Source organism: Lysinibacillus capsici (genome assembly GCF_003367505.1).
In the GTDB taxonomy this organism is placed as follows: domain Bacteria; phylum Bacillota; class Bacilli; order Bacillales_A; family Planococcaceae; genus Lysinibacillus; species Lysinibacillus capsici.
In genome coordinates this window covers 92,475-118,768 of record NZ_PXXX01000013.1, presented here as the reverse complement: position 1 = coordinate 118,768, position 26,294 = coordinate 92,475, and the positions used below count along the sequence as shown (strand labels likewise).

Sequence of the window (26,294 nt, the reverse complement as noted above, 5' to 3'; positions counted from 1 at the left end):
ATATACTAAAATAGAAAAATAGCAAATGGAGGAAATATGAGAAAGAAAAATAGTAAATGGAAGATCTTAACTTTAGTCGCGATGATTTTTGTGTTATGCCTATCGACAATCCCTACAAAGACTGCCATGGCAAGCACGACACAGCCAAAAAGGGAGATGAGGGCTGTCTGGATTTCAACCGTTCTTAATCTTGATATGAAAGCAGGTATGACGAAGGAGCAGTACACGGCTTGGACACGCCAAACTTTGGATCAACTAAAAGCCAATAAATTCAATACTGTTATTTATCAAGTAAGACCAACAAATGATGCAATGTATGCCTCTGATTTAGCGCCATGGTCATCTTACATAACAGGCAAAAAGCAAGGCACGAATCCAGGCTACGATCCTCTTGCGATCATGATAGAGGAAAGTCATAAACGGGGTATGGAGCTACATGCATGGATGAATCCTTATCGTGTAACAATGTCTGGACAAAAACTGACAGACCTTGCTGCTGATAATGTGGCTAGAACACATCCAAATTGGGTTATCAAATACGGTAAGCAATATTATTTAAATCCTGGTTTACCAGAAGTACAAGACTATTTAGTTGAAGTAGTAAGAGAGCTAGTAGCCAATTATGATATTGACGCAGTGCATATGGATGATTATTTTTATCCATATAAAGTTGCTAATGAAGTTTTTCCAGATCAAGCAGCTTTTAAAAACTATGGTGCTTCCTTCAAAAAGGTGGAGGATTGGCGACGAGATAATGTCAACCGTCTTGTAGAAAATCTTTACACGGCCATTAAAGACACAAAGCCATATGTTCAATTTGGTATTTCACCATTTGGTGTATGGCGCAATAAATCGCTAGATAAAACAGGAAGCGATACAAGGGCTGGTGTTAATAATTACGATGATTTATATGCAGACGTCAGAACATGGATTCAAAATGGCACAATTGATTACATTACACCACAAATTTATTGGTCAAGAACATTATCTGTTGCGAAATATGGAACGCTGCTAGATTGGTGGAGCCATGAAGTGCAAACCTACGCAACAACACACCCTGTACATCTATACATTGGGCTTGCTGATTACAAAGTTGGCAATGATAGTGATGCAGCATGGAAAAATAAAATGGAGCTACCTAGTCAAATACTAGCGAATCGTTCGGAAAAGGTAGCGGCTGAGGGGCAAATGCATTTCTCCTTGAGAAGCTTTCAAAACAATAAACTAGGCTATGCAACGATTGTTAGTCAACAATTATATAATTACACAGCACTGACACCAGAAACAACTTGGGATGATGACACAGTGCCGAACGTGCCGACTTTTGTGCAAGTGACAAAGGAAGCGGCAGGTCGTAAGATAGAGATTATAGACGAAAATGAAACACAACCACGCAAGTATGTCATTTATCGTTTTACAGGAAACAAAGAAGGCTCTTATGATGACCCTCGAAATATAGTGGATGTTGTTTATAATATGGATGGATTCACTAAATTTGTGGACAAGTCAGCTCTTGCTAAGCATAGCTATACATACGGCATTAAGGCTGTATCAAATACAGGTGTGGAAAGCAAGGAAGTTTTTGTAGTAATAGAAAATCAATAAAAAGCTTAGGATAAAAAATAACCACTCACGCAAAGATTGCATGAGTGGTTGTTTTTTTTTATTAATTTTCTTCAATATCTTTACGGTTTTTCTTTAACATTTTAGATAGCATTTCATAAACAATTGGTACAACAACGAGTGTTAATAGGGTAGAAGATAATAAACCGCCAATTACAGTAATAGCTAAGTCTTTGGAAATTAACCCACTACCGCCAGTACCAAGTGCCATTGGAATCATAGCTCCAATTGTAGCGATGGCTGTCATCAGGATAGGACGTAAACGTGTTGCTCCTGCTTCAAGGATCGCTTCACGCATGGCAAGACCATCATGTTCCATATGAATGATACGGTCAACTAATACGATGGCATTTGTTACGACGATACCAATCAACATCAATAGACCCATCATGACAGATACAGAAATAGTCTGCCCTGTAACGAATAAACCAATAAATGCACCAATTACTGCGAATGGTAGTGAGAAAAGAATAGCGAATGGAGCTAAACCTTCTCCGAATGTTACCACTAGAATGAAGTAAACAATGGCAATGGCTGCTAACATCGCAATACCAAGCTTAGTGAATGTTTCTTGCATATCTGCAGCAACACCAGCAACACCAAGTGTTACACCTTTTTGTAAATCTAATTTATCAATTTTTTTATCAGCAGCAGTAGTGGCTTTTGAAATATCGTCACCGATAATCGTACCAGATACTGTTGCGAAATATTCACCTTTTGAACGAGATAATGAGTTAAGTGTTGTACCTTCCTCAACATCTACTAATTCTCCGATAGTCATTGTTGTACCTAATGCTGTTTTAATTTCAGTGGCTAAGACATCATCAAGTGAAGTCGCAGCTGCTTTAGCATCGCGTTGAACGATGACATCGATATCTTTACCATCGTTTTTCACGGTAGTTAATACTTCTTGCGATGTATTTGAATTTAATGCCATCACGATTTGAGCTGTCGTTAACCCGTATTGAAGGACATTTTTTTGTTCAACTTTTAGCACATGCTCTACGTATGGATCTTCATTATCAGATTTAATATCTTCTAAGCCATCCACTTCTTTTAGAGCACCCTCTACTTGTTTCACAGCATCTCGAAGTTTATCTAAATCATCACTATACAGTGTATAGCTGACTTCGTTTGATGACATCGACATAGAAGTGAAGTTTTGAGACTTCCATTCTCCTGATTGCCCGATGTTAAATACATAGTCTTCAACCTCATCACGAGCTTTAGGGAAGTCTTCCATATCCGGATCAAAGATAAGGTACATTAAGGCACCGCCAGCACCTCCACCCATCATCATTGCTGATGGATCGACATTCTTCGCATCTGTAATGGAAACTTGTAAAATATCAACATCTTTACGTTTCATTAATTCTTTTTCTACTTTTTCAACATTTGCTGCCGTTTCGTCAGCCAGCTCTCCCGTTGCAGGCGTATACGTTAAGTACATAACTTTTTCTTCTTGTGAGCCCATAAAACTAAAACCAATAAGTGGTGTTAATGCAAGAGAACCAACAAGTAAAAGAATCGCAAGGACAGATGTAATAATTTTGTGATTTAATACTTTTTCTAAGACACCTTTGTACCAGGTAGCAAGTTTACCAACTTCTTTATGTTGGCTTTCAGTCTTCTCACCGTATAACTTTTTACGGAATAAGAAGTGAGATAAAGCAGGTACGATTGTGATCGCAACTAATAACGATGCACCTAATGCAAATGTCATTGTAAGGGCAAATGGCATGAATAATTCGCCTACCATACCACCTACGAAAATAAGAGGAGCGAATACAGCGACCGTTACCAATGTTGAAGAAAGAATGGGTTTGAACATTTCAATTGTTGCTTCGCGAATTAGGGCACGACCTGTAAGTTTTTCTTGTTTTAAGTGAATTCGTCGGTAAATATTTTCTACAACTACGATTGAGTCATCGATAACACGACCGATTGCGACGGTAATCGCGCCGAGGGTCATGATGTTTAATGTAATATCCATCCAGTTTAATAGGAGTAATGCCATAAAGATAGAAACTGGGATAGAAATAATTGAAATAATCGTTGATTTGAAATCACGTAAGAATAGTAAAATGATTAATACGGCAATTGCGCCACCAAAGACTGCTTTTTCGATCATTGTAAATACAGAATCTTCAATTGGGGCACCTTGGTCAAGAGAGATCTCTACGTTTAAGCCATCTAATCGTTTTTCCTCATCCTTCATAAGGTCTTTTACGGCATTAACAACTGTTACCGTATTCGCATCTTGGCCTTTTACGATTTGAATAGCAATGGCATCTTGACCATTTGTACGTGAAACAGATTGCACTTTACCTTCTACTTCAATTTTTGCAATATCACCTAGACGAACGAAAGGTGAAGGATTTGTAGCTGAAGGTGTAACTGGAATTAATAAGTCTTTCAGTTCATCCACTGATTTTACCTTACCATCTACTGAAACGGCTTGTTCCCCGACAGTAAATTGATATAAACCAAGTGACAGTGACATATCACTTGCCTGAATCATTTGTTTAACAGTTTCCTCTGTTAAACCAAGTGCTGCCATTTTTTCTTCATCGTATTTAAACGATACTTGTTCAATATGCTGACCTGTGATGGTAGCAGATGCAACACCATCAATCTTTTCGATTTTAGGCAGTAAAACTTCTTCTACTGTTGAAGTTAAATCAACAATATCTTCCTTAGAGCTACTTACAGATAAAGCGACTACGGGCATCATGTTCATGCTGATTGCCATAATAGTAGGCTCTTGAGCACCTTCAGGTAGTTTAAGATTATCTAAAGCTGCTTCTAATTGACGTTTTTTCTCATCCATATCAATTCCATAGTCGTATTCCACTTGAACTTGTGCTACGTTGGAAGAGGAAGTTGAGTAAACAGCCTTCACATCTTCTAAACTTTCTATGGATTTTTCGAACGGAATGGAAAGTTCATTCATGACTTGTTCAGGCGTTGCGCCAGGATATACGCCCATGACAATTAAATACGGGATCGAAATATCAGGTATCGATTCCATTTTCATCCTTGTACCCGAATAAATACCAGAGACAGTGATGATAATTGTTAATAACCACACTGCCAATTTGTTCTTTAATACGAAATTAACTAAACCTTTCACCTTCACACCTACCCTTTATTGACTATCTAAATTCAATTATTTATACTAATGACTAATCGGTCATTTGTCAACGAAATGCATTAGGAGAGAGTTAAAAATATGTTAAAAAAGCAATTAATTATGGAGAAAGCGTTAGAACTGTTTTCTGAACAGGGTTTTGAAGCTACGTCAGTACAACAAATTACAGAACGCTGCGGGATTTCTAAAGGTGCATTTTATTTATCCTTCAAAACCAAAGATGAGCTTGTTATATCTATGGTTGATTACTATTTACAGCAGTTTATTACAGATGTTGACCAAGTAGTCAGAGGAACGTATAACAAAGAAACTGTTTTGGTTGAATTTTATAAAAGTATTTTTCAAGCATTCAAAGACCATTCTGCATCTGCACGTGTATTCTTTAATGAAAAGGTCTTTTTAACAAAAAAAGAGCTATTTCATAAAATAACAGCGTATGAAGCAGAAATGTCGAAATCAATTCTCTATATGCTTGAGCAGCTTTATCAGGATCAATTAAAAGAAATGAAATATGATGTAATGTACTGCATAAAAGGATTTATGAAGAGCTATGCTGAGCTTTTTATTTTTTCAGATATGCCACTTGATTTAGAGCAATTAGCTAAATCTTTAGCAGAAAAGACAGATATTATTGCCCATCATACAACCATTCCATTTATTACAGCAGATCTTGTGCCGTTTATTGCAAAGCCGTGTGAGGAAGACGTGTCAAAAGATGCTTTACTACAATTATTGGAGCAAAATATAAATCATACTGAGGATTCTATAGAAAAAGAATCCATTGAGTTGTTAAAGCAAGAAATAGAAAATCCTACTTATGGTAAAGCAATCATTAAGGGGCTAATTGAAAATCTACGTTTAGACCCAGCGTATCATTGGATTGCATATGTAACTGCAAAATACTTTAATATTTGAACTCTAGGATAGAATTGTTCACGTTTGGCGGTGAACAATTCTATTTTTAATGGTTTTTATCTATGAATGGGGGCATAGATTGCAAGGCCTCTAACGCACTTGCAAAGGGTTCTTGAATCCATAATAGGCGCTCAAGAAAATCTTGGACTTTGATTGGTAATTTTAATTCCTGCTGCCAAGCTTTCTCTTTTTTCTTGCTTGGCTTGTAGTCTGAGTATAGTAAAAATAATAAAAAATGGCCGACAAAATAAAGATCACTAATATGATTTTCGGCACGTTTTGGATTTTCAATCGTAGAGATATCGATTTGCTTTTGATAAGTGGTAGCTAGACCAAAGTCAATAATATGCAATTGCTGACCCACTAACAATATATTCGGAATCCGTAAATCGCGATGTACAATACCATAATTGTGTAACTGTACAATTTGCTCTAATAATTGCTTTGTAATAGCAAGGGATTGAGCAATTGTAAATTTGGTACCATTCTGAAAAATAAGCTCCTCAAAAGTTTGCCCATTGACATAGTCCATGATAAAAAATGGGCTGTCTGAAATTGTTCCTGCTGAATGGATGGTAGGAACATAGGGTAGTGAAAGTTGCTGGAGTATGTGAATTTCTTGTTGAAATTTATGAATGGTTTTCTGGTGATGACGATGTTTGGGTCGCAAGCATTTTAAAACAAATAGACTTGCTGACGAGCAATCTTCAATTAAATACGTACGACCATATGAGCCATAGCCAAGGAATTTTTTAAAAGAAAAATCGGGATGTTCGGCTATGTAAAGTTCTACAGCCTGGTCAAAACTTTTTTCGGAAATTCGTTTCCACCACATTAGCTACTAAAGAAACTCATAGAGCTGAAAAAACTGCGTGAGCTTTTACGAGAGCCACGCTTATAATGCTTGTGACCATAATAATTATGTCGCTTTGAATATCTACTACGGCTACTTGATGAAGAATAATGGCGTTTGGATTTACTATTGAGTAAGGAATGAAGAATTTTATCTAGCATAAAAACGCTCCTTTTTGATGTTGTTATTACTATATACGCAAAAATAAAAAGGAGGTTTCAAAAATAAAAAAGAAACTATGTAAATTTTACATAGTTTCTTTTTACGAGGTTAAACCTCCATAATAATCGGTAAGATCATTGGACGACGTTTTGTTTTTTCGAATAGATAAGGTCCCAATACGTCTGTAATTTCATTTTTCAATTCTGTCCATTGAGGAGTTTTGCTTTGAATTGTTTCATTCAGATGACGGTTTAGCATTTTTTGTGCCTCGTTGATCATCGTACCTGATTCACGCATATAGACAAATCCACGTGAGATGATGTCAGGGCCAGAAACAATTTTTTGGTTTTCCATATCAACACTTACAACTACAATCACTAAACCTTCTTCAGAAAGAATACGGCGATCACGTAACACGATATTACCGATATCGCCAATACCATTGCCATCAATGTAAACATCTCCTGAAGGAATACGCCCAGCTACATGTGCTTCATTGGCACTTAGTGCTAGAACATCACCATTTTCCATAACAAATGTATTGTCTAGTGGAACATCGCAATCTTCAGCTAAATGTGTATGCATTTTTAACATACGGAATTCACCATGGATAGGCATAAAGAACTTAGGCTTCATTAAACGAAGCATCAGTTTTTGTTCTTCTTGAGATCCGTGACCAGATGTATGAATGTTGTTTAATGCACCATGAATGACTTCTGCACCTGCACGGAACAATAAATTAATGATTTTATTAACACTCACGGTATTACCTGGTACTGGTGAAGAAGAAAAGATAACTGTATCGCCAGGCTGTATTTGAATCTGACGATGTGTCCCGTTGGCAATACGTGACAAGGCAGCCATTGGTTCACCTTGAGAGCCTGTACATAAAATCATCACTTCGTTTGCAGGAAGTCGATTGATGCTTTGAGCATCAATAAATGTATCCTTTGGAGCAGTAATGTAACCTAGCTCACGACCAATCGTAATAGCATTGTCCATTGAGCGACCAAAGACAGCAATCTTTCTTCCGTATTTTACGGCTGCGTCTGTGGCTTGCTGTAAACGGTGAATATTTGATGCAAAGGTAGCAAAAATAATACGGCTATCCACCTTACGGAAAATCTCGTCGATACTTTTTCCAACTGTGCGCTCTGACATTGTGAAATTAGGCTTTTCAGCGTTAGTACTATCAGATAGTAAGCAAAGCACGCCATCACGTCCGATTTCAGCCATCTTTGTTAGGTTGGCTGGTTCACCCACTGGTGTAAAGTCAAATTTAAAGTCACCTGTGTGAACGATATTACCAGGTGGTGTTTTAACAACAATTCCATAAGCATCAGGAATACTATGTGTTGTTCTAAAGAAGCTAACAGATGTTTTTCTGAATTTAATAACATCCTCTTCTTTAATTTCAATGAGTTTTGTTGTACGTAGCAAGCCATGTTCTTCTAATTTATTACGTAATAAGCCAAGTGCAAGCTTACCGCCATAGACAGGGATATTTACTTGACGTAAAAGGTATGGAATACCACCAATATGATCCTCATGCCCATGGGTAATAAACAGTCCTTTGATTTTATCGACATTACGTACTAAGTACGTGTAATCAGGAATAACATAGTCAATGCCGAGTAAGTCGTCTTCTGGAAATTTTATACCGGCGTCAATTAAGATAATTTCATCTTGAAATTGAACGCCATAAGTGTTTTTGCCGATTTCGCCCAGTCCGCCGAGCGCGAAAACAGCTGCTTGGTCATTTTTAACAAACTTCATGTTTGTTAAATTTCCTCCAAGACGAAGTTCGGGCTTGCTTGTTCGTACTCTAAGTAGTTACCCTCAAGCAGTTGAATGAACTCGATGTTATAGTTTCGGTCTTTTAGCTTTTCACGTACTTCACGTTCTGAAGTAGCTTCTAGGTATAGACTTTTAGTATTTTCGCGAACTGGAATCTCATTTGCATTTTCTTGATAATAAACTTTGTAAATCATAGTTTGCTCTCCTTTAATTGCGTACAATTTTCTTGCACCTTTGACTACTACCACACACGTGCTACAAGAAAACAACGAATTTCTTTTATTGAAGAAATGTACGTTTGTAATACTTGTATCTCAATGCTTCAGATGTGCACTATGTTATAAAATTGTATAGGAAGTAGTGAGACAGTGGTTGCGTATAGCCAAATAAATGCATTTCCTTTATATTATCACGCACTTCCTCTAAAATAAAGAAAAGCCCTTCAAATAATGAAGGGCAAATGTTAGGCAATTGATTTTTTTCCGAGTACGCCGCGAAGTTGCTTCAATAATTTTCGTTTGAGTTTCTTCAGCATGGCACATCACTCCTTAGGATCATTATAATTAAAATTATTGTCTATGTAAAGTCATTTAGCTTGAAAGGATAATATTTATGGAAAGGGTTAATAGAATGAACAAAATTTTATTTTTTGATGTCGATGGTACTCTCTATAACAGTGAAAAAAAGTTACCTTCATCTGCAAAAGAGGCACTTTTGACAGCACGACGTAATGGTTATGAATTGGCAATTGCTACTGGTCGAGCACCATTTATGATTGAGTCATTGCTAGAAGAATTAGAGATCGATACGTATGTTACCTTCAATGGCCAATATGTTGTCTATAAAGGTGAGGTTGTCTATACAAATGGGATTGCGAAAGATGAACTAGCTAAAATTATTGCCTTTGGTGAGGCGCGTAACGAACCGGTAGTGTTTTTAGATGATAAACGGATGATTGCCTCAGTTGGCGATCATCGTATGGTAGCTGAAAGCTTAGATACTCTTAAATATCCGTATCCAGAATTAGACTCATCTTATTATATGCAGAACAATGTATATCAAACACTTATTTTTATGGAAGAAAAAGATGAACCTTTATATAATGAAACATTCCCAAATGTTCAATTTGTACGTTGGCATCGTTATTCTTGTGATATTTTGCCAAAGGGAGGTTCGAAGGCTGCTGGTATTGTAAAGGTGCTTGAAAAAATGGGCATCACTTTACAAGATACCTTTGCTTTTGGCGATGGCATAAATGATATTGAGATGCTACAGGCAGTTGGGACAAGTGTTGCTATGGGAAATGGCCATGAGCGAGTGAAGGCAGTTGCTCATCATATTGCAGACCATGTAGACGAGGATGGTCTCTCTAAAATAATGCGTAAGCTATCCATTATTTAAAAATGAAAAACAACTAGTTGTGAAATTTACAACTAGTTGTTTTTTATTGATTAATGGTCTATGCCATATTGACGGTTTTTATTTGAACACCTTTTTCCGAAAAATGTTGAATCGTCTTTTTGGATAGTGCGTCATCTGTGATAATGACATCTACGTCATCCACTGGACAAACTTGAATCGCTACATCTTTATTAAATTTTGAGGAATCTGTAGCTACGTAGACTTTTTGAGAGATGGAAATAATTTGCTTTCTAGTAATCGCTTCATCCAAGCTAAAATCAGATATGCCTTTTTCAATTGAAACGCCACTAGCGCAAATAAAAGCTTTATTGATATTAAGATGTTCGAAGCGAAATAAAAATTCATTTGATGTCACTGATTTTTCAGAATGGCGTACTTTACCCCCAAGCAGTATAACCTCAATGTTAGAGCCGATTAGATCAAATGCTACAGGTAGTGAATTTGTCACCACTGTTAGTTTTTCCTTGTCCAATAAAAATGGTGTCATTTGATAGGTAGTTGTTCCGCTATCAATGAAAATACATTCCCCATCTTGAACGAGCGAAGCACATGCTCTGGCAATGGCGATTTTCTCTGTTAACTGTTCGTGAAGTCGGTGATCAATTAGTCCTTCTACTGGCTCAATATATTTAACGCCCCCATAAAATTTTTCAATTTTTTTGTCTTGCATCAACTGTTGGACATCACGACGGATCGTTTCCATTGAAACGTTAAACTCTTTTGTAAGTGTTACTAATTTTACTACCTTATGTTGACGTATAAACTGCAAAATTTGGTGTTGCCTTTCTATCATATACATTTCATCACCTCTACTAGATATTTACTCAAAATAATCATAACTTTGTCAACAGTTGGTCAGAATTTACTCAACATTTACACAAATAAACATTTTCCTTTACAAATGGTCTCTATACTGAAGCTAAGAACTGAGTGAGGTGACCCAATTTGTTAGAGCTAAAAAATATCTCAAAAAGCTATAAAAATAAAAAAGTTTTAGTAGATATCAATGTAACCATCGAATCAGGTGAGATTATTTCATTGCTAGGGCCGAGTGGCTGCGGTAAAACTACTTTGCTTAATATCATTTTAGGACTTGTAGATCCAACTGCTGGTCAGCTTGTCTACAATGGACAAGATATTTCCAAGCAATCAATGCAAGAAAGAGGATTTAATATAGTGTTTCAGGATTTTGCGTTATTTCCTCATTTAAATGCATACGACAATATCATTTATGGATTAAAAAATAAAAACGTGAAAATGTCCAAAGAGGAGATACAAGAATACATTGATTTTTTAGAGCTAGCTCCTCATTTGCATAAGAAGATTCATGAATTGTCTGGTGGGCAAAAACAACGCGTTTCCATTGCAAGAACACTCGTGATGCAACCTAAAATTCTATTATTAGACGAACCACTAAGTGCACTAGATGGCGTTATAAAGGAATCTATAAAGGAACGTATTAAATCCATCGCCCGTGAATTTAATTTGACGACGATTATCGTGACACATGATCCGGAAGAAGCCCTTACCTTATCGGATAAAGTCATCATTATTAATGAAGGTACAGTTGCTCAATTTGGCACACCTCATGAAATTGTTACAGCGCCAAAAAATCAATTTGTAGAAGATTTTATCTTAAGGCAGCTTCATATTAAGCGACATAACATCTATCAATTGTTTGGAGAAACATATGCTTAAAACGAATAAAATAATGAAATTAATTTTTCTACCGATTCTACTATTTTTTCTATTCTTTTTAATTGTGCCATTGCTTTATATGTTTTGGCAGTCATTCAAAATAGGCAATGTCGTTACCACTCAAAATTATATAGAAGCTTTACGGAATATCGAAATTCGTGAAGCTTTTACGAATAGTTTTAAAGTTTCTTTTGTAGCATCAGTGATTACAACCATTTTAGCCTTTTGGTTGGCCTATGCTGTTCATTTTACTACGATGCATCGCCATACAAAAAAGCTAGTTCAAATTGGAATTACCTTGCCGATGCTACTGCCAACCATCACCTATGGCTTTGTATTGATTTATACATTTGGGAATCAAGGAATTCTAACAAAACTAGTGGGGCAGCCTCTTTTTACAATCTATGGGTATAACGGCTTGGTGATCGGTTACGTCTTATACACATTACCAGTTGCTTTTATATTAATGCAAAACTCCATGCAATATATCGATAAACGTTTTTTACTTGTTTCAATATTAATGCATGATCAGCCAATGCGTCGTTTTTATCATACCGTATACCGTCCTATGGTTGGGACAATTGGCGGGGCATTTATTTTAACATTTGTTTTAAGCTTCACAGACTTTGGAATCCCTGCATCGGTTGGTGGCAATTACAGGGTAATAGCTACTGAACTCTACCAAGCTATGTTAGGTTCCATTGTGCATTTTGAACGTGGAGCAGTCATTTCTGTGTTAATGCTAGTACCTGCTGTATTAGGTGTTGTCATGCTAACGATTTTAGAGCGCTTTAATTTTCAATATAAACAGGTTGGGCAAAGTGAACTTGTAAAGCATCGTTTACGAGACGCGCTATTTACAATTTATTCAATTCTCTGTGTAACAGCTGTATGTATTATTTTTTCAACCATGTTTATTGTGCCTTTTACCAAAGGCTATCCGTACGATTTCAGCTTTACATTAGAGCATGTTCAAAATGTACTCGCAGAGAAAGATTTAACAAAGGTTTACATCAATTCTCTCATCGTAGCGATTCTAACAGCAATATTAGGTGTGGGCATAACATTTATGTCGGCGCTTCTTAATACAAGGACACCATTAAAGGGAAGAAAAAGCTTAGATGTAACTTCTATGATGACAAATACAGTTCCAGGTATGGTACTTGGATTATCCTACTTATTTTTCTTTAATGGAAGTTCTTTAAAGGGTACTTTTCTTATCATTATCGCATGTAATATCGTGCATTTTTTTACGACACCTTATTTAATGGCGAAAAATTCATTGCAAAAAATGGATCCTACGTGGGAAGTGACAGCTGAGCTGTTAAAGGATTCGTGGTTAAAAACCGTGATACGAATTATTTTACCGAATATTAGGCCAACGATTTATCAAATGTTTAGCTACTATTTTTTAAATGCGATGGTTACAGTCAGCGGTGTTATTTTTCTTGTCAGCACAAAGACAATGCTTGTATCGACAAGGATAAAAGAGCTACAGCATTTCGCAAAGTACACCGATATTTTTGTTTTATCGATATTCATTTTATGTACAAACCTCATTGTGAAATTAGGTTGTGATTATATAGCAGCACATAAAGAAAAAACGGAGGAGATTACAAAATGAAGAAGTCAACAGGCATGATGTTAGGGACAGTAAGTGCAGCAGCAGTCGTTTTAGCTGCATGTGGAGGAGTAGCAGCAGATTCCAAAGAGCAAGTCATCATTTATTCAAATGCTGATGATGAAGCTATTGAAGTGATGGAAACTACATTAGATGATAAAGGCTATAAAGGTAAGTATTTAATCCAGTCGTTTGGTACTTCTGAGTTAGGTGGCAAAATGATGGCGGAAGGGACAGATATTGAAGCAGATGTTGTAACAATGGCTTCTTATTTTATAGAAAGTGCACAAACCTCAAAATCCATGTTTGTGGATATTTCTTCAGACTTAAAGCCTCTTGATGGGAGTGTTACGTATGCATTACCGATTTTAGGCAATGTAGGCTCTATCTTTATTAATACAGAGGTATTACAACAAAAGGGGCTATCTATTCCGAAATCCATTAAAGATTTGACAGACCCTGCTTATAAGGATTTAGTGTCATTCCCAAACATTATGGACTCCTCAACAGGGTGGCTTCTAGTACAAGCTATTATAAAGGAATATGGTGAAGAGGAAGGGAAAAAAGTTCTAGCAGAGTTAATTAAAAATGCAGGACCACATATTGAAAGTTCAGGCTCTGGCCCTATTAAAAAGGTGAAAACAGGAGAAGTTGCTGCAGGCTTTGGTTTACGTATCCAAGCTATTGATGCCAAAAACGAAGGGTTACCGATTGATTATATTGACCCGACAGAAGGAAATTTCACTTTAACGGAATCTGTAACTGTTGTAGATAAAGAAGGTGAGGAAGCATTAGCAAAAGAAATTGCAAAGGTAATTGCAACAGAGGCTCGTGATGGTCTTCTAGAGCAATATCCTGTAGCTCTATATGAAGGAGAACAAGTAAAGGACGAGCACGTTCCTACCTATTTGAAAAAATGGGATACTACCTTAACCGTAGATTTATTAGAAAAACACCAAGCCTTCTTTAAAGAAGCACAGCGATAAGGAGTTATAGCAGATGAGTAACTATAAATTATTGACGCCAGGTCCATTGACAACAACTGAAGCAGTGAAACGAGAAATGTTAAAAGATCGTTGTACATGGGATGACGATTATAAAAATGTGACACAAGTGATTCGTAAGCAACTCTTAAAATTAGCAAAAGTTGATGAAGCTGATTACACTACGGTACTAATGCAAGGAAGTGGAAGCTTTGTAGTAGAGTCTGTACTAACAACAGCAATTGGTGAAAATGATAAGGTGTTGATACTAACAAATGGTGCTTATGGTGAAAGAATTGTTGAAATGGCCAAAGCCTTAAAGTTACAGCATGTTGTTTATAGTGCTCCTTATGATGAACAGCCCTCCTTGTTAGAAGTTCAATCCTTCCTTGAAAGAGATAGGAGTATTACTCATGTAGCTCTCGTACATTGTGAGACGACTACTGGTATTTTAAATCCTATTAAAGAAATTGGGGAAGTTGTTCATTCGTTCAACAAAACGTTTATTGTGGACGCCATGAGTAGCTTTGGAGGCGTACCAATGGATTTATCAAGCTTGCATATTGATTTTTGTATTAGTAGTGCCAATAAATGTATTCAGGGTGTCCCAGGCTTTGGTTTTGTTATCGCGAATACAAGAACACTGGAAAAATGTAAGGGACAAGCTCGAAGTGTTGCATTAGATTTGCATAGTCAGTGGGAAGTAATGAAGCAAGATGGGAAATGGCGTTTCACATCGCCTACACATGTAGTGGCAGCTTTTGCGAAGGCGCTTGAAGAGTTGAATGAAGAAGGCGGAATTCATGCCCGCTACAAACGCTATGCCTATAATAATCAACTACTTCGCTCTCGCTTGGCAGTGCTGGGATTTAAAGCGTATATTTCGGAGGAGCTTCAATCACCAATTATCACAACATTTTTATTCCCGTATAAAGAGTTTTCTTTTGAGCATTTTTATCAAGAAATAAAAAATGCAGGTTTCGTTATCTATCCAGGTAAGCTGACGGATGTCGATACATTCCGTATTGGCAATATTGGTGATATTCATGAGGAAGATATTCTTGCATTATGTGAAATCATTGAAAATTATATGGTGGTGAAAAACAATGAAAATTGAGACGGTTATTTTGGACTGGGCAGGCACAGCAGTTGACTTTGGTTGTTTTGCTCCTGTTAATGTTTTTTTAACAATTTTTGAGGATGCTGGTGTAATAGTTACACTGGAAGAGGCTCGTAAACCAATGGGGATGCTGAAAATTGATCATATCCGCACCATGCTAGAAATGCCAAGAATTAAAGCAGAATGGCATCGTGTACATGGACAATCCTTTACTGAAAAGGATGTACATGTATTGTATAATCATTTTGAAACAAAATTAATGGAGTCTTTGGCGACCTATACAGATCCTATCCAGCACGTGAAAACAACAGTACAGCAATTAAGAGATGCAGGTATTCGAATAGGCTCTACAACTGGCTATACAGATGCAATGATGGAAGTAGTGACAAAGCATGCTGCTGACAAGGGCTATCAACCTGATTTTCTTGTAACACCAACACAGGTTGGTGATAAAGGGCGACCATATCCATATATGATTTTTAAAAATATGGAGGCATTAGGTTCGCAAGCGACGAAGCAAGTTGTGAAGGTTGGCGATACAACATCAGATATAAAGGAAGCCTTGAATGCAGGTGTTTGGGCTGTTGGCGTTATTATTGGAAGCTCAGAAATGGGACTATCCGAAGAAGAATTCAATGCCCTATCTTCAGAAGAACAGCAACAAATCATAGAGAAAACAAAATGTGTTTTTGAAGAATCTGGCGCTCATTATACAATTGAAACAATGGCGGAGTTGCCAGCATTAATTGAAACGATCAATGCTCGGTTAAATATGGCTAGACAATTAGAATATAAATAATAATTAACCTCGGCAGAAGTAATAAACTGCCGAGGTTGTTGTTTTTAGTCGCGCTCATATGGGATTGAATCTGGTATTTCCGCAAATGGATTCTTTTCATTAATACGGTCATAAAACATAATGCCATTTAGATGATCTAATTCATGCTGAAAGGCAATAGCTGGCAAGCCCTTAAGGCGCATTTTTTTCTCTTCACCATCAATTGTTTTAAATTTTACTGTGATGCGTGCATGGCGAGGTACATACCCAGGAATATTACGGTCAACAGAAAGACATCCTTCTCCTGCTGATAGGTATGTGCTTTCAACAGAATGGCTAACGATCTTTGGATTTATGGCTACAAAGCTTAATTGATCACCAGCCTCATCTTTTAAATGAAGAGCAAACATACGCTGTAAGCTATTTACCTGATTGGCAGCCAAACCAATGCCACTACGCAAATTATATTTTTCTGCCATTTCAGGATCTTGGCTGTTGATTAAATATTGAAGCATATCCTCAGCGAGCTTTCTTGTTTCTTCAGTTAAAGGGAATTTAACTTCCTCTGCTTTTGTGCGTAAAGTCGGATGACCTTCGCGGATAATATCATCCATTAAAATCATAATAGTAATCTTCCTTTCAACTTTGTAGTGCTTACTAATAAGTATACATCACGTTTTCGTACAATCCCATGAAAAAAGTCCTTATTTGAATATACTCAAAAAATTTTTCTAATGCTATTAGATTTTCGAGAATGGGGTATTCTACTAGGGGAAAACCTGTTGGAAAACGTAAGAGTTGTATGGTGTGAGTAAGGTGTTGTAATACAGAATTTGAATATTAGTAATACAGTATAGGACAGCGGTGTTTGATTGTTATTCTAGAAAAAATCTTTGTATATAGCAGTAATAGATGATTGACCGACAGTATTTTATTCAGTATACTGAGTGTCAAGAATAAGTTGTACTAGTTAAAAAGGTGATTTATTTTAATACAGCTGAAAGGGAGATGTGACAAATGAGCAAGAAAAACAATAATATTTTTGATGCTAAACAAACGCTAACTGAAATCGAAGATAAGTTTGAAATGTTTCAAATTTTGAATGAAGAAGGCGAAATTATAAATAAAGAGGCAGATCCGAAATTATCAGATGAGGAACTAGTTGAGTTAATGACACGTATGGTTTACACACGTATTTTAGATCAACGTTCAATCTCATTAAATCGTCAAGGACGTTTAGGCTTCTATGCACCGACTGCTGGTCAAGAAGCTTCACAACTTGCTTCTCACTTTGCATTAGAACAAGAAGATTGGATTTTACCAGGTTACCGTGATGTACCTCAAATTGTATGGCATGGCTTACCTCTTGAAAAAGCATTTTTATTCTCACGTGGTCACTTCATGGGGAATCAGGTTCCTGAAGGTGTAAACGTTTTAGCTCCACAAATTATTATTGGAGCACAATATATTCAAGCTGCTGGGGTAGCACTTGGTATTAAAAAACGCGGGAAAAAAGCTGTTGCAGTAACTTATACTGGTGACGGTGGTTCTTCTCAGGGAGACTTCTATGAAGGCATTAACTTTGCAGGTGCATTTAAATCTCCAGCAATCTTCATCGTACAAAATAACCAATATGCAATCTCAACACCTCGTGAATTGCAAACAGCTGCTAAAACAATTGCACAAAAAGGTGTAGCAGCAGGATTACCAAGTATTTTAGTAGATGGAATGGATGCGCTTGCAGTTTATGTAGCAACTCGTGATGCTCGTGAGCGCGCGGTTAATGGTGAAGGCCCAACATTAATTGAAACAATGTGTTACCGTTATGGACCTCATACAATGGCTGGGGATGACCCAACTCGTTACCGTACTTCTGATACAGATAATGAATGGGCTCAAAAAGATCCTCTAGTTCGCTTCCGTAAATACCTAGAAGCAAAAGGTATATGGGATGAGAAAAAAGAAGAAGCAGTTATTGAGCGAGCAAAAGAAGAAATTAAAGAAGCAATCAAAAAAGCAGATGCTGCTCCAAAACAAAAAGTAACAGAATTAATGGAAAATATGTATAAAGGCGAAATGCCATCTAATCTAAAAGAACAGTATGAAATCTATAAAGAGAAGGAGTCGAAATAACCTATGGCACAAATGACGATGATTCAAGCAATTACAGATGCACTTCGCACAGAATTAAAGAATGATGAAAACGTTCTTGTATTCGGGGAAGATGTAGGTGTCAACGGTGGGGTATTCCGCGCGACAGAAGGCCTACAAAAAGAATTTGGGGTTGACCGCGTATTTGATACACCATTAGCAGAATCAGGTATTGGTGGCTTAGCAGTTGGCCTTTCTCTTCAAGGATTCCGTCCAGTTCCTGAAATTCAATTCTTTGGTTTCGTTTATGAAGTAATGGATTCAATTAGTGGCCAGCTAGCACGTATGAGCTACCGTAGTGGTGGCGTCTACAATGCTCCAGTAACAATCCGTTCACCATTTGGTGGTGGTGTGCACACACCTGAAATGCACTCAGATAGCTTAGAAAGCTTAATGACAGCACAACCAGGATTAACAGTTGTTGTTCCATCAACACCATATGATGCAAAAGGTTTACTTATTTCTTCTATTCGTAATGACAACCCAGTTATTTTCTTAGAGCATTTAAAACTATACCGTTCATTCCGTGAAGAAGTGCCTGAGGAAGCATACGAAATTCCACTAGGAAAAGCGGATGTAAAACGTGAAGGTACTGATTTAACAATTGTTGCTTACGGTTTAATGGTTCATGAAAGCTTAAAGGCTGCAGAAGAACTTGAAAAAGAAGGACATTCTGTAGAAGTAATTGACTTACGTACAATTCAACCAATCGATGTGGAAACAATTATCGCATCTGTTGAAAAAACAGGTCGTGCAATCGTTGTCCAAGAAGCTCAAAAACAAGCAGGTATCGCTGCGAACGTAGTAGCAGAAATTACAGAGCGTGCAATTCTAAGCTTAGAGGCTCCTGTTCTTCGTGTGGCTGCACCAGATACTGTGTACCCATTCCCACAAGCTGAAGGTGTTTGGTTACCAAACTACAAAGATGTAATGGAAACAGCGAAAAAAGTTTTAACATTCTAATAAAGCTTCTAAACTTGAACAACAGTAAATAGAAAGGATGGGTACACATGGCATTTGAATTCAGATTACCGGATATTGGCGAGGGTATTCACGAAGGCGAGATTGTGAAATGGTTCGTTAAAGCTGGAGATACAGTAAAAGAAGACGATATTCTTTGTGAAGTACAAAATGATAAAGCAGTAGTAGAAATCCCTTCACCAGTTGAAGGAACAGTAGAGGAAGTTTTAGTAGGAGAAGGAACAGTTGCCGTAGTTGGCGATGTTTTAATCCGATTAGACGCACCTGGCTATGAAGACTTAAAGCTAAAAGGTGACGATCATGCCGAAGCAAAAACAGAGGCACAAGTTCAAGCAACTGCTGAATCTGGTCAGAACGTAGAAAAAGCTCCTGCTAAAGAGGAAAAGGCACCAGAAAAAGCTCCCGAAAAAGCTCCAGAAAAAGTGGAGACAGTAGTTGATGAAACAAAACGTGTGATCGCGATGCCTTCTGTACGTAAATTTGCCCGTGATAACGATGTAAATATTCGTGAAGTGAAGGGTACAGGCAAAAACGGTCGAATCCTTAAAGAAGATATTGAAAACTTCTTAAAAGGTGGAGGCACTGTAGAGGCTGAAACTACAAATATCGAAACATCAGAAGATACAGTTCAACAAGAAACGTCTACACCAGCAGCACCAGTAGTTCTTGAGGGGGATTTCCCAGAGACTCGTGAAAAAATGTCAGGTATTCGAAAAGCGATTGCAAAAGCAATGGTACACTCGAAACAAACGGCTCCTCATGTTACACTAATGGATGAAGTCGATGTAACAGCTCTTGTAGCACATCGTAAAAAATTCAAAGATATCGCTGCCGAAAAAGGTGTTAAATTAACATACTTACCATATGTAGTGAAAGCACTTATTTCAACTTTACGCGAGTTCCCAGAATTTAATCGCTCTTTAGATGATGCAACACAAGAAATTATCCAAAAGCATTACTATAACATTGGTATTGCAGCAGATACTGAAAGAGGCTTACTAGTACCAGTTATTAAGCATGCAGATCGTAAATCTGTATTTGCAGTGTCTAATGAAATTAATGAATTAGCGACAAAAGCCCGTGAAGGTAAGCTAGCACCACATGAAATGAAAGGTGCTTCCATGTCCATTACGAATATTGGCTCTGCAGGAGGACAATGGTTTACACCAGTTATTAACCATCCTGAAGTAGCAATTCTAGGTATTGGTCGAATTTCAGAAAAACCTGTAATAAAAAATGGTGAAATTGTAGCCGCACCTGTGTTAGCATTATCATTGAGCTTTGATCATCGTATGATCGATGGAGCCACTGCGCAAAATGCTTTAAATCATTTAAAGCGTTTGTTAAGTGAGCCAGAATTATTATTAATGGAGGCGTAACAAAAATGGTAGTAGGAGATTTCCCAATCGAAACAGATACTCTTGTCATTGGTTCAGGTCCTGGAGGATATGTAGCAGCAATTCGTGCAGCTCAAACTGGCCAAAAAGTAACAATCGTTGAAAAAAATGTACTTGGTGGAGTGTGCTTAAACGTAGGTTGTATCCCATCAAAAGCATTAATTTCAGTAGGTCACCGTTTTGAGCAAGCTAAACATTCAGATGACATGGGAATCATCGCTTCTGATGTGAAATTAGACTTCTCAAAAGCACAAGCATTTAAAGACAGCGTTGTTAAGAAATTAACTGGCGGTGTTGAAGGCTTACTTAAAGGTAACAAAGTTGAAATAGTACAAGGTGAAGCTTATTTCGTTGACGCTCATTCAGTGCGTATCATCAATGGTGAATCTGCTCAAACTTACACATTTAACAATGTCATTATTGCAACAGGTTCTCGTCCAGTTGAAATTCCAACATTCAAATTCACTGATCGTGTATTAAATTCTACTGGTGCACTTTCTCTACAAGAAGTACCTGGTAAATTAGTTGTTATCGGTGGCGGTTATATTGGTACTGAGCTTGGATCAGCTTATGCGAACCTTGGCTCTCAAGTAACAATTATTGAAGGCGGAAAAGATATTTTAGCTGGCTTCGAAAAACAAATGACGCAAATCGTGAAAAAAGGCCTTAAAAAGAAAGGCGTTGAAATTGAAGTTAACGCATCTGCAAAAGGCGTAGAAGAAACTGAAAACGGCGTAGTAGTAACTTATGAAGTAGGCGGAGAAGAGAAAAAAGTTGAAGCTGATTACGTATTAGTTACTGTAGGACGTCGTCCAAATACAGATGAAATGGGCCTTGCTGAAATCGGAGTTGAATTCGGTGAACGTGGTCTAATCAATGTTGACAAACAATGTCGTACAAATATTCCAAACATCTATGCAATCGGTGATATCGTAGCAGGTCCACAACTTGCACATAAAGCATCTTACGAAGGTAAAGTTGCTGCTGAAGCAATTGCGGGTGAAAAATCAGTAGTTGATTATCTTGCTGTGCCGGCTGTATGTTTCACAGATCCAGAAATGGCGACAGTTGGTTACAACGAAGAACAAGCAAAAGCTGAAGGCATTGAATACACTGCAGCGAAATTCCCATTCGCAGCAAATGGTCGTGCTCTTGCATTAAACCAATCAGAAGGTTTCGTGAAACTTGTTGCTCGTAAAGAAGACGGCTTATTAATTGGTGCTCAAATCGTAGGTGCTGGTGCATCTGATATGATCGCTGAAATGGGCTTAGCAATTGAAGGCGGCATGACTGCTGAGGATATCGCATTAACAATTCACGCTCACCCAACATTAGGTGAAATTACAATGGAAACTGCTGAAGTATTACTTGGCAACCCAATCCACATTGTAGCGAAAAAATAATTTGAATAAAGGAGTGTAGATAAAGCGAGACATTCGCTTATCTACACTCTTTTTTTAGCCAATGTTTTATATGAACAATTAATTTTTCTATTAGCTTTTTCCCGTAACAGGCTTGAATGATAATGATAAGTAATAAGTAGCTCCTCATGGAAAATATTCAATTATTATAGCTTTTAAATCGTATTTCTACCTTTTACAAGCTCCTTTGATTATTCTGAATAATCGATAAATGCTATAATGATAGCATTGTAGAAAGTAAGGGAGGATTTAATAATGGAGCTTAATTTAACGGGGAAAGTAGCAATTATAACAGGATCGAGTAAAGGAATTGGCTATTATACAGCCATGCAGCTTGTTAAAGAGGGTGCACAGGTTGTACTTTGCGCTCGTGGTGAAAAACAACTGCAAGTGGCTGCAGGATGCATAAAAAATGAAACAGGCGTAGATGTATTAATTGTTCCAACTGACATTACAAAAGAAAAAGATTGTAAGTATCTCATTGAGCGTACTGTAGAGCATTTTGGACGTGTGGATATTCTTATTAATAATGCTGGTACAGCTTCAGCGAATTCCTTTGAAACGGTGAGTAGTGAGCTGTGGCAGGCAGATTTAGATTTAAAGGTATTTGGAGCTATTCATTGTTCAAAATATGCTGCTCCATATATGCGAAAGGCTGGGGGCGGTGCAATCGTTAATGTGACTGCCGTGATGGCTAAAACTCCACCTGCAAGTTCACTTCCAACTACTGTAAGCCGTGCTGCGGGGCTTGCCTTGACAAAAGCGATGAGCAAGGATTTAGGGAAGGATAATATTCGAGTAAATTCTGTATGTATAGGACTTATTCGTAGTGATCAAATCGAAAAGAAATGGAAAAAGGAAGAACCAAATTTATCGTGGGAAGAATATTCTCGTAAAGTGGGGCAAGCAATTCCGCTGGGTCGTGTAGGTGATACGCAAGAAGCAGCAAACGTTATCACTTTTTTAGTATCTGATGCGGCGAGCTATGTTACAGGTACAGCTGTTAATATTGATGGTGGCTCTGGTCACGCATTATAGAATAGTAAAAATCCACTATACTCATAGAAGTATAGTGGATTTTTAAGAATATTTATCCTTCTTCATTAATAAGTACATTTTTACCACGTATTTTCATAATCAGTGGTATAAGTAACCAAGAAATGGCAACCACTAAAAATAGTAATGATAAAGGCTTTATTATAAAAATAGAAAAGTCTCCATTCGAAATGGTTAATGCACGGCGCATATTATTTTCAATCATCGGCCCTAGTACTAATGCAAGTACTAATGGAGCTACTGGGTAATCATTTTTAGCAAATAGATAACCAAGTACACCACAAGCTACTAATAAAAATAAATCAAACGTGGCGAATTGTACGGCATAAACTCCAAAAATTGAAATTGCAATAATAATAGGCAATAAATATTTTTTAGGTGTTTCGATGATTTTGGCAAAAATGCGGACCAAAGGCATATTTAATGCTAATAACATTAAATTTCCAATAAACATACTGGCAATTAATCCCCAAGCAACTTGAGGATGTTCATCAAATAATAATGGACCTGGCTGAATATTATACATAATAAGTGCACCCATTAAAATAGCAGTAGTACCTGAGCCGGGAATTCCTAAAGTTAGTAATGGGATCATTGCACCGCCTGATGCAGCATTGTTCGCTGATTCAGGTCCAGCTACACCCGCAATATGACCTTTTCCAAATTGCTCGGGTGTTTTACTGAATTTTTTCTCGGTAATATAAGAAAAGAATGAGGCAAGTGTTGCGCCTGCGCCGGGTAATACGCCGATGAAAAAGCCTAATAAGGAGCCGCGAGCAATAGGAACAGCACTATCCTTTAAATCTTGCTTTGTTGGTAATACACGATTAATTTTGGCTAATTGACCATCCTCTTCTTCTTTTTCAAGAATGGTTTTAAATACTTCGCCTAATGCAAATAAACCAACAGCGATGGTTAAAAATTCAATGCCAGAGAACAGCATTGGCTGACCAAATGTAAAACGTTCTATACCTGATACGGCATCAATACCAACTGTTCCGAGCATAAGCCCTAAAACAGTCATAATTAAAGCTTTGGTAATAGAACGTCCTGCTAGGCCACTTACTGCTGCAAGTCCTAATAACATCAAAGAAAAGTATTCTGCGGGTCCAAATTTAAGTGCTAATTTTGACAATGGATTAGCTAATAATATCAGACCTAGTAGTGCTACAACGCCTGCACAAAATGAGCCAATGGCCGCGATAGAAAGAGCACTTCCAGCACGACCTTGTTTAGCCATTTGATAGCCATCCAATGTTGTCACAACTGATGAGGATTCACCAGGCGTGTTTAATAGAATGGAAGTTGTTGATCCACCATACATGGCCCCATAGTATACCCCTGCAAGTAAAATAATTGAGCTGGTAGCGGCAGCCTCAGTAGGTAGTCCAGCTGTAATGGTTGCTGTAACGGGGATTAATAATGCAACTCCACTCATTGGACCTATACCTGGAAGTACACCAACTGCTGTACCAATTATGACACCAACAAGAGCGAATAAAAGGTTTTGCCATTGAAGGGCAACTGCAAATCCATCAGCTAAAAATTGCAATGTCGACATATGTTCACTCCTGTACTAAAAAATTGGGAAACTAGGCAATGACCCTCCTAGTAAACTTGTAAATAAATAATAGACGCCCAGTGAAAATCCAGCTGCAATAATAATTGAATAAATAAGTTTAGTACGTTCCATTGTTTGGAAACTAATACACAAAAATAAAAATGTTGTTATCATATAGCCAATTTTTTCAAGGAAAAATACATACGCAAGAGCGCTACCTAAAATAATTAAGAACTTTTTGAGCTCTGTTGAAGATATTTTAGAAGAAGTAGTTGGTCCTCCTGTGACTCGCTCTCTCACAGCTTTTTTCCATGATTCATAAAATAATTGAAGACTTAATAAACCTAAAATAATACCTAAACCTAATGGAAAAATTTTGGGACCAACTGTAGACCCATAAGCACTATCAGAAATCTGTGTTGCTTGAAAAATAAACAAAATACTAAGTGCTAAGAGGGTAATGCTAAATGTTTTATCAAATGTATAGCTCAACCGTTTTACACCTCCATTGAAAATAGATAAAGTTACACAAGTAGTTCTATATTTAATGGAAATACTTGTGCCTTTTTAAAAAAAACGATTCGTTATTTTTGCATACCAAGAGCTGTTAGTAGTTCAATGATTATTTTATTTTGACTGTCTAGATAAGCTGTAAATTCTTCCGCATTACGGTATTCTGCTTGCCAGCCATTACGTGTCACCTCAGCTTGCCATTCTTTTGATTCAGACATTGCCTGTAATTTTTCAGACCAATAGGCAATCGCATCTTCACTCATATTTTTTGGACCAAAGATACCACGCCAAATTGTAAACTCCTCATCAATACCGGCTTCTTTAAAAGTAGGAACCTCTGCTAGCTCACCTTCTAAGCGTTCAGAGGAACTGACAGCTAATACACGAACATCTCCGGATTTAACATAAGTAGCAATTGTGGAGGCATCTGTTGCAATTACATCCGCATTGCCACCTAATAATGCTGTAACCGCCTCACCGCCACCATCATAAGAAACATATTTAATTGTTTTTAAGTCAATCCCCGCTTTATAAGCCGGGATAATTCCTACTAGATGATCCATCGAACCTGGTGCAGACCCACCTGCTAATGTGACATCTTTTGGTGAAGTTTTCATGGCATTTAAAACATCTGCAAGCGTTTGGAAAGGAGAATCCTTTCTAACAACGATTGCGCCATAGTCCCGTGTTAATTGTGCTAAAGGTGTAGTATCCTTATAGCCAAATTTACTATTTCCTTCAGCCTTTTCATGATTTATAAGGATCGGTGGTGATTTAACCATTAACATATAATCATTATTGGCTTCCTTTGTAGCAAATGTTGCCATGAAGGCAGCACCACCACCACCTGGCTTATTCTCAACTTGAATCGCCTTATCAATCAACCCAGTATCACTCATTGTTTTTGCTACTGCACGAGCCGTTAAATCCCAGCCACCACCAGCACCTGATGGAGCAACAATGGTAATATTACTTTTTGGATAATCACTGGCATTCTTTCCCTCTGTTTTTTCTCCATTTGATGCTGAACAGCCAACCAAACTAGTAAATAGTAAGCCAGCTACCATTATTTTAGAAATGTTCCTCCACAT

General features: G+C 37.4%; 22 protein-coding genes. 13 read left to right on the top strand and 9 right to left on the bottom strand.

Annotation, left to right across the window (positions count from 1 at the left end; translation table 11 throughout):
- The first annotated feature begins 36 nt into the window (after positions 1-36).
- A complete protein-coding gene (locus C7B89_RS12195; RefSeq protein ID WP_054549828.1) occupies positions 37-1,605 on the top strand; it encodes a glycoside hydrolase family 10-like protein in 1,569 nt (522 codons plus the stop codon).
- Positions 1,606-1,666: 61 nt separating this feature from the next.
- Here C7B89_RS12195 and C7B89_RS12190 read toward each other — a convergent pair whose 3' ends face one another.
- Positions 1,667-4,756, bottom strand: coding sequence for an efflux RND transporter permease subunit (locus C7B89_RS12190; protein WP_103117526.1), 3,090 nt, complete (start codon positions 4,754-4,756; stop codon positions 1,667-1,669).
- A 99-nt stretch (positions 4,757-4,855) separates the two neighbouring features.
- Between C7B89_RS12190 and C7B89_RS12185 the strand changes: the two genes are divergently transcribed.
- Entirely contained in the window at positions 4,856-5,689 is an 834-nt protein-coding gene (locus C7B89_RS12185) for a TetR/AcrR family transcriptional regulator (RefSeq protein WP_004224709.1), read from the top strand.
- 46 nt (positions 5,690-5,735) lie between these two features.
- Here C7B89_RS12185 and C7B89_RS12180 read toward each other — a convergent pair whose 3' ends face one another.
- The 3 genes from C7B89_RS12180 to C7B89_RS12165 all read right to left on the bottom strand — a co-directional run bounded on the left by C7B89_RS12180 (position 5,736) and on the right by C7B89_RS12165 (position 8,695).
- Entirely contained in the window at positions 5,736-6,524 is a 789-nt protein-coding gene (locus C7B89_RS12180) for a protein kinase domain-containing protein (RefSeq protein ID WP_115673813.1), read from the bottom strand.
- A 288-nt stretch (positions 6,525-6,812) separates the two neighbouring features.
- Complete coding sequence (gene rnjA / locus C7B89_RS12170; protein ID WP_004224711.1) at positions 6,813-8,480, bottom strand: ribonuclease J1; 1,668 nt, start codon at positions 8,478-8,480, stop codon at positions 6,813-6,815.
- A 5-nt stretch (positions 8,481-8,485) separates the two neighbouring features.
- Positions 8,486-8,695, bottom strand: coding sequence for a DNA-dependent RNA polymerase subunit epsilon (locus C7B89_RS12165; protein WP_004224712.1), 210 nt, complete (start codon positions 8,693-8,695; stop codon positions 8,486-8,488).
- A gap of 436 nt (positions 8,696-9,131) precedes the next feature.
- Here C7B89_RS12165 and C7B89_RS12160 point away from each other — a divergent pair, with 436 nt between their 5' ends.
- Positions 9,132-9,902 carry a Cof-type HAD-IIB family hydrolase gene (locus C7B89_RS12160; RefSeq protein WP_115673811.1) on the top strand — a complete coding sequence of 257 codons (771 nt, stop codon included), beginning with the start codon at positions 9,132-9,134 and terminating at the stop codon, positions 9,900-9,902.
- Positions 9,903-9,960: 58 nt separating this feature from the next.
- Here C7B89_RS12160 and C7B89_RS12155 read toward each other — a convergent pair whose 3' ends face one another.
- Positions 9,961-10,716, bottom strand: coding sequence for a DeoR/GlpR family DNA-binding transcription regulator (locus C7B89_RS12155; protein WP_115673847.1), 756 nt, complete (start codon positions 10,714-10,716; stop codon positions 9,961-9,963).
- 152 nt (positions 10,717-10,868) lie between these two features.
- On the opposite strand from C7B89_RS12155, the gene C7B89_RS12150 reads away from it, so the two are divergent.
- From C7B89_RS12150 to phnX, 5 genes are read left to right on the top strand one after another with little or no spacing between them, the layout of a single operon-like run.
- Positions 10,869-11,621 (top strand): ABC transporter ATP-binding protein, encoded by a 753-nt coding sequence (locus C7B89_RS12150; RefSeq protein ID WP_054549832.1) that lies wholly within the window; start codon positions 10,869-10,871, stop codon positions 11,619-11,621.
- Positions 11,614-13,245, top strand: coding sequence for an ABC transporter permease subunit (locus C7B89_RS12145; protein ID WP_054549833.1), 1,632 nt, complete (start codon positions 11,614-11,616; stop codon positions 13,243-13,245). The genes C7B89_RS12150 and C7B89_RS12145 overlap by 8 nt, the downstream gene beginning before the upstream one ends.
- Positions 13,242-14,228, top strand: a complete 987-nt coding sequence (locus C7B89_RS12140; protein ID WP_115673810.1) for an extracellular solute-binding protein — start codon at positions 13,242-13,244, stop codon at positions 14,226-14,228. The genes C7B89_RS12145 and C7B89_RS12140 overlap by 4 nt, the downstream gene beginning before the upstream one ends.
- A gap of 13 nt (positions 14,229-14,241) precedes the next feature.
- Positions 14,242-15,342, top strand: a complete 1,101-nt coding sequence (gene phnW / locus C7B89_RS12135) for a 2-aminoethylphosphonate--pyruvate transaminase (RefSeq protein ID WP_115673809.1) — start codon at positions 14,242-14,244, stop codon at positions 15,340-15,342.
- Complete coding sequence (gene phnX, locus C7B89_RS12130) at positions 15,332-16,144, top strand: phosphonoacetaldehyde hydrolase (RefSeq protein ID WP_115673808.1); 813 nt, start codon at positions 15,332-15,334, stop codon at positions 16,142-16,144. Before phnW ends, phnX begins: the two co-directional genes overlap by 11 nt.
- A 44-nt stretch (positions 16,145-16,188) precedes the next feature.
- On the opposite strand, the gene def is transcribed toward phnX, so the two are convergent.
- Entirely contained in the window at positions 16,189-16,746 is a 558-nt protein-coding gene (gene def, locus C7B89_RS12125) for a peptide deformylase (RefSeq protein ID WP_115673807.1), read from the bottom strand.
- A gap of 394 nt (positions 16,747-17,140) precedes the next feature.
- On the opposite strand from def, the gene pdhA reads away from it, so the two are divergent.
- From pdhA to C7B89_RS12100, 5 genes are all read left to right on the top strand, one after another.
- Positions 17,141-18,256, top strand: a complete 1,116-nt coding sequence (gene pdhA / locus C7B89_RS12120; protein ID WP_004224731.1) for a pyruvate dehydrogenase (acetyl-transferring) E1 component subunit alpha — start codon at positions 17,141-17,143, stop codon at positions 18,254-18,256.
- A 3-nt stretch (positions 18,257-18,259) separates the two neighbouring features.
- Complete coding sequence (locus tag C7B89_RS12115; protein WP_004224734.1) at positions 18,260-19,237, top strand: alpha-ketoacid dehydrogenase subunit beta; 978 nt, start codon at positions 18,260-18,262, stop codon at positions 19,235-19,237.
- A 47-nt stretch (positions 19,238-19,284) separates the two neighbouring features.
- Positions 19,285-20,634, top strand: a complete 1,350-nt coding sequence (locus tag C7B89_RS12110) for a dihydrolipoamide acetyltransferase family protein (protein WP_066037206.1) — start codon at positions 19,285-19,287, stop codon at positions 20,632-20,634.
- 5 nt (positions 20,635-20,639) lie between these two features.
- On the top strand, positions 20,640-22,055 hold the full coding sequence (lpdA, locus tag C7B89_RS12105) for a dihydrolipoyl dehydrogenase (protein ID WP_004224738.1): 1,416 nt from the start codon (positions 20,640-20,642) through the stop codon (positions 22,053-22,055).
- A gap of 273 nt (positions 22,056-22,328) precedes the next feature.
- On the top strand, positions 22,329-23,111 hold the full coding sequence (locus C7B89_RS12100) for an SDR family NAD(P)-dependent oxidoreductase (RefSeq protein ID WP_048391943.1): 783 nt from the start codon (positions 22,329-22,331) through the stop codon (positions 23,109-23,111).
- A 52-nt stretch (positions 23,112-23,163) separates the two neighbouring features.
- On the opposite strand, the gene C7B89_RS12095 is transcribed toward C7B89_RS12100, so the two are convergent.
- The 3 genes from C7B89_RS12095 to C7B89_RS12085 all read right to left on the bottom strand — a co-directional run bounded on the left by C7B89_RS12095 (position 23,164) and on the right by C7B89_RS12085 (position 26,294).
- Positions 23,164-24,690, bottom strand: a complete 1,527-nt coding sequence (locus C7B89_RS12095; RefSeq protein ID WP_115673806.1) for a tripartite tricarboxylate transporter permease — start codon at positions 24,688-24,690, stop codon at positions 23,164-23,166.
- 15 nt (positions 24,691-24,705) lie between these two features.
- A complete protein-coding gene (locus C7B89_RS12090; protein ID WP_054549838.1) occupies positions 24,706-25,182 on the bottom strand; it encodes a tripartite tricarboxylate transporter TctB family protein in 477 nt (158 codons plus the stop codon).
- A 92-nt stretch (positions 25,183-25,274) separates the two neighbouring features.
- A complete protein-coding gene (locus C7B89_RS12085) occupies positions 25,275-26,294 on the bottom strand; it encodes a tripartite tricarboxylate transporter substrate binding protein (protein ID WP_048391940.1) in 1,020 nt (339 codons plus the stop codon).